Here is an 8,802-nt window from a genome sequence, read left to right on the forward strand (position 1 = left end):
CGTGGCGGTGGCCGCACCGGCCGCCCCACCGGCCCCGCCCGCCCCGCCGGCGCCGCCGGCCGCCCCGGCCGCGCCCAAGCTCATCCCGGCCAGTGCCCTGCGCTACACCGCACCGCCGCAGGTGGTGTACCCCCTGGCCTCGCGCCGCAGTGGCGAGCAGGGCACGGTGCTGGTCAAGGTGGTGGTGGACACCCAGGGCCGGCCGCGCCTGGTCACGCTGCACCAGTCCTCGGGCCATGCCCGCCTGGACGAGCAGGCCCTGGCCGCCATGCGCGCCGCCCGCTTCTCGCCCTACCTGGACAACGGCGTGCCGGTCGAGGCCATGGCCATCGCCCCGCTGCAGTACCAGCTGGACTGAGCGGACCTGCGCCCGGTCAGTCCCGGCTCTTGCGCCGCCCACGTCCTTTCCCCGTCTTCACCGCCCCGCTGAAACGCCTTTCCTCAAGACCCGATCATGGACACCACCACCACCGCCGCCACCGTCGTGCAGACCCAGGGCTTTGCCCACTTCATCAGCCAGAGCGACGCCGTGGGCAAGACGCTGCTGGTGCTGCTGGTGCTGATGTCGGCCGCCTCCTGGGCCATCATCATCGGCAAGGGCCTGGCGCAGTGGCTGCGCCAGCGCCGCAGCGACACTTTCTTGAATCATTTCTGGAACGCCTCCACCCTGGACCAGGTGCAGCACGAGATCAGCACCCACGGCGCCAAGGACCCGTTCTCACACCTCTCGGCCCACGCCCTGCACGCCCAGGCCCACCACGCCCGCCACGGCGCCTCGCGCCTGGCCGAGGCCGGCAGCGCCAGTGAGTACATCACCCGCACCATCAAGAAGGTGCTGGATGAGGAGACCACCCGCCTGGAATCGGGCCTGACCACCCTGGCCACCGTGGGCGCCACCGCGCCCTTCGTGGGCCTGTTCGGCACCGTCTGGGGCGTCTACCACGCCCTGCTGGCCATTGGCATGAGCGGTGCCGGCACCCTGGACAAGGTGGCCGGCCCGGTGGGCGAGGCGCTGATCATGACCGGCATCGGCCTGGCCGTGGCCATCCCGGCGGTGGTGGCCTACAACGCCTTCACCCGTGGCAACCGGGTGCTCTCAGGTCGACTGGATGCCTTCGCCTTTGAGCTGCACAGCCTGCTGACCCTGGGCGAAGCGCCCAGCGCCGGCCAGGCCGCCCCCACCGTGGGCGCCAACAACGTGCGCGCCATCGGCGCCGGCAAGACCGCCTCGGCCTGAGCGCCGCCCCCCTCACCGGAGAACCCGAGCATGGCCTTCGCCTCGTTCGACAAAAAGGGCGGCAGCGCCCCGGTGGCCGAGATCAACATGGTCCCGCTCATCGACGTGATGCTGGTGCTGCTGGTGATCTTCATCGTCACCGCCCCGCTGCTGACCCATGCCGTCAAGCTGGACCTGCCCAAGGTCGACTCCAGCGCCAACGACGTCAAGCCCGACAAGATCGACTTCGCCATCGACGCCCAGAGCCAGCGCTTCTGGAACGGCGAGGCGGTCAGCCGCGAAGAGGCCGCCCGCCGCTTCCTGGCCGAGGGCCAGCGCCAGCCGCAGCCCGAAGTCCATCTCCGGGCCGACCATGCCACCCCCTACCAGGGCGTGGCCGAGACGCTGGCCGACGCCAGCAAGGCCGGCCTGAGCAAGGTCGGCTTCGTGAGCCAGCCCGAGCCGCGCTGACGGGACAGCGCCGCGGGCCCCTCTGACACCCCGGGGCCCGCCACGCCGGTCCAGCCAGCCCCCAGCTCGCCAGATTTCCCCGACGCGCACCGTCTGCCGCTCCCAGCCCGCCGCCGCCAGCCCAGGGCCGGAAGGTGCGTCATTGCCTTGTTGTTGACACACCGAGAAGACTCCATGACCTCTCCCCGTCCGAACCGCCGCCCGCTGCCGCGCGTGGCCGCCTCCACCCTGCTGCCCCTGGGCGCGCTGGCCGCTGGCTTTGCCCACGCCCAGGCCACCCCGGCCGACGCGCCCACCGCGGTGCTGCCCACCGTGCGCGTGACCGCCACCGCCGAGACCGAGCAGGGCAAGGACACCCTCAAGCCCGCCACCACCCGCATCGGCAAGGGCACCCAGGCGGTCAAGGACATCCCGCAGTCGGTCACCGTGCTGACCGAGCGGCTGATGAACGACCGCAACCTGGACGACTTCAAGGAAGTGCTGCGCAGCACCGCCGGCGTGACCTTCCTGGCCGGCGAGACCGGCGAAGAGGACGTGCGCCTGCGCGGCTTCTCGCTGCAGCAGGCCGGTGACATCTACATCGACGGCATGCGCGACTCGCCGGTGATCGAGCGCGACACCTTCAACTACGACCGCGTGGAAGTGCTCAAGGGCTCGGCCTCGATGCTGTTTGGCCGCGGCTCCACCGGCGGCGTGGTCAACCAGGTGAGCAAGCAACCCTTTGCCATGGACCAGCATGAAGTGGCACTGACCGTGGGCAGCGGCAACGACAAGCGCCTGACCGGCGACTTCAACCTGGGCATGGGTGAGAACGCCGGCCTGCGGGTGAACGCCATGGTCCAGCAAGCCGACAACTGGGGCGCCAGCGTGGACAAGAAGGGCATCGCCCCGACCTACCGCTGGGGCATCGGCACCACCGACGAGTTCAGCGTGGGCCTGTACCACCTGACCTACGACAACCGGCCCAACTACAACCACCCCTGGTTCCTGTCGGACACCCGCACCGTGGGCAGCAGCACCGTGGCCGTGGGCGAGATCCAGCCCGTGCTGGCCGCCAAGAACTACTACGGCCTGGCCAGCGACTACCACCAGGGCCACAACACCCAGCTCACCTTGGGCCATGTGCACCGCTTTGGCGACGGCGGCGAGCTGAGCACCCGCGTGCGCCACGGCACCTATGAGCGCGACATCCTGGTCAGCGCCATCCGCTGGGGCACCACCAATGGCGCCACCACCACCGCCAGCAACGTCAGCGACGCCACCCTGCTGAGCCGCAGCCCCAAGGGCCGGTACGCCGAAAGTGACATCACCTCGCTGCAGTCGGACTACAGCCGCAAGTTCGCCGCCGCCGGGCTGGAGCACGAACTGCTGGCCGGCCTGGACGTGGTGGACGAAGACGCCCAGCGCATCAACAGCTACACCACCGGCCTGACCTACCCCAGCACCACCGTGGGCACGCCCAACGACGGCGCCAGCGTGGCCGACACCCGCGCCGACCCCAAGCTCAACAGCTTCCAGGCCCGCAACCTGGGCGTGTACGTGCAGGACACCCTGAGCCTGACGCCGCAGTGGAAGCTGCTGGCCGGCCTGCGCATGGACCTGTTCAAGGCCCGCTACCAGACCGCGGAGACCACCGCCGCCAACGGCACCGTCACCCCGGCCACCTCGTTTGAGCGCACCGACCGGCTGTGGAGCCCGCGCCTGGGCGCCATGTTCCAGCCGGATGCGGCCAGCAACTACTACTTCTCGTACGGCACGTCCTACAACACCTCGGGTGACACCTACCAGTACGCGGTGGGCTCGCCCAGCAGCCGCGTGGCCAACACCCCGGCCGAGAAGAGCCGCAACATCGAGCTGGGCGCCAAGTGGGACCTGTTCAGCCAGCGCGCCCTGCTGGGCCTGGCCCTGTTCCGCTCGGAGAAGTACAACGAGCGCAACACCGACCCCGACACCGCCGCCACGCAGGAGCTGCTGTCGGGCCGCCGCCACGCCACCGGTCTGGAGCTGAACCTGGCCGGCCGCGTCACGCCCGCCTGGGAGGTGTTCTACAACCACACCTGGATCCCCTCGGCCCGCATTGACGAGAGCAACGTGGCCCTCAACGCCACCAGCACCGGCGCCCAGGTCGAAGGCGACCGCCCGGGCCTGACGCCCAAGCACAGCGCCAGCCTGTGGAGCACCTACAAGCTCAGCCCGCAATGGCGCGTGGGCGGCGGCCTGAACTACAGCGGCGAGCAGAACCCCGAGGGCTCGCGCCACGTCATCGCCCCGGCCTTCACCACCGTGGACGCCATGGCCGAGTACACCTTCAGCGAGCGCTACAGCGCCAAGCTCAACGTCAGCAACCTGACCGACGAGCTGTACGCCGATGCGCTCTACCGCGGCTTCTACACCCCGGGCGCCCCGCGCAAGGTGCAGCTGACCGTCAAGGGCACCTTCTACTGAGCCCCCGCCGGGCGCCTGCGTGCGCCCGCCCTGCGCCCCGCGGCCGCCAGGCCCCGGGGCGCAGACCCTTCCCAGCCCACCGCCAGGACCCGCCGCCATGCTGCTCCACATCGAGAACGTGCTCACCCCCGACGAACTGCAGCAGGCGCGCGCCCTGGCCGGGCCCCAGGCCCCCTGGGTGGACGGCCGCACCAGCGCCGGCCCCCAGGCGGTGCAGGCCAAACAGAACCAGCAGCTGGCCCAGGACAGCGACGCCAGCCAGCGCCTGCAGGCCCTGGTGCTGGCGGCCTTGCACCGGCACCCGCTGTTTTTCTCCGCGGCCCTGCCGCGCAAGATCTTCAACCCGCTGTTCAACCGCTACGGCGGCGACACCAACTGCTACGGCAACCACGTGGACGGCGCCGTCATGCACTCGCGCGCCGACGGGCAGAAGGTTCGCTCGGATGTGAGCTGCACCCTGTTCCTGGCCGAGCCGCAGGAGTACGACGGCGGGGACCTCGTCATCGAAGACACCTTTGGTGAACAACGGGTCAAGCTGCCCGCCGGCGACCTGGTGCTCTACCCCAGCAGCAGCGTGCACCGGGTGGAGCCCGTCACCCGCGGCCACCGCGTGGCCAGCTTTTTCTGGGTGCAGAGCATGGTGCGCAGCGACGAGCAGCGCCGCCTGCTCTTTGACCTGGACATGAGCCTGATGCGCCTGCGGGAGCGCCACGGCGACAGCCCCGAGAGCGTGCGCCTGGCCGGCACGTACCACAACCTGCTGCGCATGTGGGCCGAGACCTGAGCCCCTGCGCCGAGGGGCCTAGGCCATAGGCCGGGCGCCGTGCGCCAGGCTCAGCGCGTCGTGCCGGTCCAGCACCGGCGGCACCGCCGGGTGCATCGCCGACGGCCCAGGCCCGCACGCCGCTCAGCCCTGCAACCGCCAGCCGCCGCCCAGGGCGCGGAACAGCTCCACGGCCGCGCTCAGGCGCGCCAGCTCCAGGCTGGTCAGGCCGTCCTGGGCGGAGAAGACGGTGCGCTGCGCCTCCAGCACCGCCTGCAGGTTGCCGCTGCCGGCACGGTACTGGGCTTCGGCCAGCGCCAGGGCGCGCCGCGCCTGGGCCAGCACTTCGGCCTGCGCCAAGGTCTGCTGGCGTTGGCGCTCCGCGCCGCCCAGGGCGTCGTCCACCTCCTTGAGCGCGGCGCGCAGCGCCTCGCCGTACCCCAGCACCAGCACCTGGCGCTGCGACTGGCTCAGGGCCACGGCCGTCTGGCGCTGGCCACCGTCAAACAGGGTGTAGGCCAGCGAGGCGCCCAGCGAGAGGGCGCGGCTGGGGTCGGCCAGCACCCACAGCGTGTCACTGCCCAGGCTGGCCCCAGCCGACAGGCTCAGGCTGGGCAGCAGCGCGGCCCGGGCGGCGGCCACATTGGCCTGCGCGGCCCCCAGCTGGGCCTCTTGCGCGGCCAGGTCCGGCCGGCGCAGCAGCAGCTCGGCCGGCTGCACCAGGGCCGGCGCCGGCACCTGCAGCTGGGCCCAGGGGTGGACCGGCGGCGTGTAGTCCTGCGGGGTGCGGCCCAGCAGCAGGGCCAGGGCCGTGGCGTACTGGCGCTGGGCCAGTTGCAGGGGCAGCAGGGCCGCGCGCTGGCTCAGCACGGTGGTCTGTTGCTGCGCCACCTCCAACGGGGTGGCCACGCCGGCACGGTGGCGGGCCTGCACGATGGCCAGCAGGCGCTCGGCCAAGGCCAGGTTGTCGCGCGCCAGGCGCAGGCGCTCGGCGCTGGCCAGGCCGTTGAGCCAGGCGGTGGCCACGCTGGCCTGCAGGCTCAGGCGGGCGCTGGCCAGGTCAAAACCGCGCTGGGCCACGGTGGCCTGCGCGGCCTGCTCATCCGCAGCCAGGCGGCCCCACAGGTCCAGCTCGTAGCCGGCCGACAGGCCCAGGCTGCTGCTGCGGGTGGCGGCCCAGTCGCCGCCCGCCGCGGCGCTGCGCCGGGCATTGGCGCCGGCACTCAAGCCCACGCTGGGGCCGGCGGCGGCCTGGGTCTGGCGCAGGCTCAGCTCGGCCTGACGCAGGCGCTCCAGTGCTTGCGCCAGGGTGGCGCTGCCGGCCTCGGCCTGCTGCATCAGGTCCACCAGGGCCGGCGCCTGGAAGCCTGCCCACCAGTCGGGTGGCGGTGGGGCCAGGACTGCAGGGTTCAAGCCCAGGCCAGGATCGTCCAGGCGCACGGGCAGGGCCACGGCGGGGCGCTCACCGTGCGGCAGGGGGGTGGCACCGGGCAGGGCGTCGCCCGGGGCGGTGGCGGCGCAGCCGGCCAGCACGGCGGCGGCCAGGGCCGCCAGGGGCAGGCAAGAAGGCAGATTCATGTTGTTCACTCCGAAGCCAGGGCCACCACCGGGTCCAGCCGGGCGGCGCGCCGCGCCGGCCACCAGCCAAACACCAGGCCTGTGGCGAAGGCGCAGCCAAAGGCCAGCAGCACCGGGGCCAGGGCGTACTGCACCGGGGTGCCGAACGCGGCGATCAGGGCGGTGGTGCCCAGGCCGCCGGCCACGCCCACCGCGCCGCCCAGGGCGGTGACCACCAGCGCCTCCACCAGAAACTGCTGCTGGATGTGGCGCCGGCGCGCACCGGTGGCCATGCGGATGCCGATCTCGCGGGTGCGCTCGGTGACGCTGACCAGCATGATGTTCATCACCCCAATGCCGCCCACCAGCAGGGAGATGGCGGCAATGGCGCCCAGCAGCACGGTCATGGTGTCCTGGGCCTCGCTGGCGGTGTCGATGATGGAGGCCATGTTGCGGATCTGGAAGTCCACGGTGCCGTGGCGCTCGGTCAGCAGGGTTTCCACCGCCGTCTGGGTGGCGTCGATCTGCGCCACGTCCTTGACGGCCACCGTCACGTTGCGCAGGAAGCGTTGGCCCGAGAGCCGCAGCTGGCTGGTGGCGTAGGGCACCAGCACCACGTCATCCTGGTCCTGCCCGTTGGGCGAGGCACCACGCGGCGCCATCACCCCCACCACCTGGAAGATGAGGTTGTTGACCAGCACGTAGCGGCCCAGCGGGTCCTCGCCATCAGGAAACAGGGCGCGTGCCACGGTCTGGCCCAGCACGGCCACGGTGGCATAGCTGGTCTCGTCCTCCTCGGTGAAGAAGGTGCCCTGTGCCGGCTGCCACTGGCGGGCCAGCGGAAACTTCCAGGAGGTGCCCAGCACCTGCGTGCTGTGGTCGCGGCCCTCCAGCCGCAGGGTGACGGTGCTTTCCTGTTCGGGCACGGCGGCCAGCACATTGGGCACCTCGGTGTCGATGGCCTTGACGTCAGCGGGCACCAGGGTGGAGACGTTGCGGAAACCCCGCTGGTTGGGCGCGCCCGGGCGCACCAGCAGCAGGTTGGAGCCCATGGCGCTGATGCGGTCGAGCACCTGCTGCTTGGCCCCGTCGCCGATGGCCAGCATGGCAATGACCGAACCCACGCCGATGACGATGCCCAGCAGCGTGAGCACGGCGCGGAACAGGTTGGCCCGCAGCGCGCGCAGGGCCACGCCGGCGCCCTCCAGGGCCTCGGCCAGGGGGCGGCCATGGCCGGTGGGGCGGGCGGGGGGCTGGGGCCGCGCGGCGGCGGCCGGGCGTGGCCCGGGGTCATTGACGATGCGGCCGTCGCGGATCTCGATGACCCGGTCGGCGTGGCGTGCCACCTCGGGGGCGTGGGTGATCAGCAGCACGGTGTGGCCTTGGGCGGCCAGGTCTTTGAGCAAGGCCATGACCTCGGCGCCGCTGCGGCTGTCCAGCGCGCCGGTGGGCTCGTCGGCCAGCACGATGCGCCCGCCGTTCATCAGCGCCCGGGCGATGGACACCCGCTGCTGCTGCCCGCCGGAGAGTTGGCTGGGCCGGTGGTGGCCGCGGTCGGCCAGGCCCAGACGGGCCAGCAGCTCGGCCGAGCGCGCTTGCCGCTGGGCCGGTGGCAGGCCGGCGTACAGGGCGGGCACCTCCACGTTCTCCGCCGCGGTGGCGGTGGCCAGCAGGTGGTAGCTCTGGAAGACGAAACCAAAGGTGTCACGCCGCAGCGTGGCCAGCTCGTCGGGCGCCAGCGGGCCCACCTCGCGCCCGTCCAGCAGGTACTGGCCGGTGCTGGGGCGGTCCAGGCAGCCCAGGATGTTCATGAGCGTGGATTTGCCGGAGCCGGAGGCGCCGACGATGGCCACCAGCTCGCCGGCGTGGATGTCCAGGTCGATGCCGTGCAGCACCGGCACCTGCAGATCGCCTTGCTGGTAGGTCTTGGTGATGCCGCGCAGGCGGATGAGCGGGGCGCCCATCTCAGCGGCCTCCGGGGCCGCCAGGGCCCATGCCGGGGACACCACCGGGCATGCCGCCCTGCAGGCCACCCGCACCGGCCTGCCCGGCCTGGCCACCCTGCGCGCCTTGGCCGCCCTGGCGTTGGCGGTCTTGGCCGGCGCGTTTGACGCCAGCCACCACCTGTTCGCCCTCGCGCAGACCCGAGAGCACTTCGGCATGCACCCGGTTGCTCACGCCCAGCAGCACCTCACGCTCCTCGGTATGGCCGTCGGCCTTCATGACTTTGACCGTGGCCTTGCGCGGCAGCCGGCGGGGTGGGTTGTCCACCGGCACGGCGGCGCGGCGGGGGGAGGCGGCGGCAGGGGGGACCGTGGCGGCCGGCACACGGGCCGGCGCCGGGGGCGCC

General features: G+C 72.2%; 8 protein-coding genes. 5 read left to right on the top strand and 3 right to left on the bottom strand.

Going from position 1 to position 8,802, the window contains the following annotated elements; genetic code table 11:
* The 5 genes from G3A44_RS22820 to G3A44_RS22840 all read left to right on the top strand — a co-directional run.
* Nucleotides 1-358: energy transducer TonB (locus tag G3A44_RS22820; protein WP_163460057.1), on the top strand; the 358-nt coding region annotated here is incomplete at its 5' end.
* Nucleotides 359-454: 96 nt separating this feature from the next.
* A complete protein-coding gene (locus G3A44_RS22825; RefSeq protein ID WP_163460058.1) occupies nt 455-1,237 on the top strand; it encodes a MotA/TolQ/ExbB proton channel family protein in 783 nt (260 codons plus the stop codon).
* Nucleotides 1,238-1,267: 30 nt separating this feature from the next.
* Nucleotides 1,268-1,687 carry an ExbD/TolR family protein gene (locus tag G3A44_RS22830; RefSeq protein ID WP_163460059.1) on the top strand — a complete coding sequence of 140 codons (420 nt, stop codon included), beginning with the start codon at nt 1,268-1,270 and terminating at the stop codon, nt 1,685-1,687.
* A gap of 174 nt (nt 1,688-1,861) precedes the next feature.
* Nucleotides 1,862-4,132: a TonB-dependent receptor gene (locus G3A44_RS22835; protein WP_163460060.1), complete on the top strand. Its 2,271-nt coding sequence runs from the start codon at nt 1,862-1,864 to the stop codon at nt 4,130-4,132.
* A 97-nt stretch (nt 4,133-4,229) separates the two neighbouring features.
* Nucleotides 4,230-4,916, top strand: a complete 687-nt coding sequence (locus tag G3A44_RS22840; RefSeq protein WP_163460061.1) for a Fe2+-dependent dioxygenase — start codon at nt 4,230-4,232, stop codon at nt 4,914-4,916.
* A 123-nt stretch (nt 4,917-5,039) separates the two neighbouring features.
* Here the strand turns inward: G3A44_RS22840 and G3A44_RS22845 are convergent, their stop codons facing one another.
* From G3A44_RS22845 to G3A44_RS22855, 3 genes are all read right to left on the bottom strand, one after another.
* A complete protein-coding gene (locus G3A44_RS22845) occupies nt 5,040-6,473 on the bottom strand; it encodes an efflux transporter outer membrane subunit (protein WP_163460062.1) in 1,434 nt (477 codons plus the stop codon).
* Nucleotides 6,474-6,478: 5 nt separating this feature from the next.
* Nucleotides 6,479-8,416, bottom strand: coding sequence for a MacB family efflux pump subunit (locus tag G3A44_RS22850; RefSeq protein WP_163460063.1), 1,938 nt, complete (start codon nt 8,414-8,416; stop codon nt 6,479-6,481).
* 1 nt (nt 8,417) lies between these two features.
* A partial coding sequence (locus tag G3A44_RS22855) for a permuted SH3 domain-containing protein (RefSeq protein WP_510587268.1) occupies nt 8,418-8,802 on the bottom strand: 385 nt, incomplete at its 5' end.

The organism is Ideonella livida (genome assembly GCF_010499455.1).
Classification (GTDB): domain Bacteria; phylum Pseudomonadota; class Gammaproteobacteria; order Burkholderiales; family Burkholderiaceae_C; genus Ideonella; species Ideonella livida.

What these genes read in the sequence shown, in the direction of transcription:
- G3A44_RS22825 (WP_163460058.1), top strand. Translation starts at nt 455, where the DNA reads ATGGACACCACCACCACCGCCGCCACCGTCGTGCAGACCCAGGGCTTT.
- G3A44_RS22830 (WP_163460059.1), top strand. Translation starts at nt 1,268, where the DNA reads ATGGCCTTCGCCTCGTTCGACAAAAAGGGCGGCAGCGCCCCGGTGGCC.
- G3A44_RS22835 (WP_163460060.1), top strand. Translation starts at nt 1,862, where the DNA reads ATGACCTCTCCCCGTCCGAACCGCCGCCCGCTGCCGCGCGTGGCCGCC.
- G3A44_RS22840 (WP_163460061.1), top strand. Translation starts at nt 4,230, where the DNA reads ATGCTGCTCCACATCGAGAACGTGCTCACCCCCGACGAACTGCAGCAG.
- G3A44_RS22845 (WP_163460062.1), bottom strand. Translation starts at nt 6,473, where the DNA reads ATGAATCTGCCTTCTTGCCTGCCCCTGGCGGCCCTGGCCGCCGCCGTG.
- G3A44_RS22850 (WP_163460063.1), bottom strand. Translation starts at nt 8,416, where the DNA reads ATGGGCGCCCCGCTCATCCGCCTGCGCGGCATCACCAAGACCTACCAG.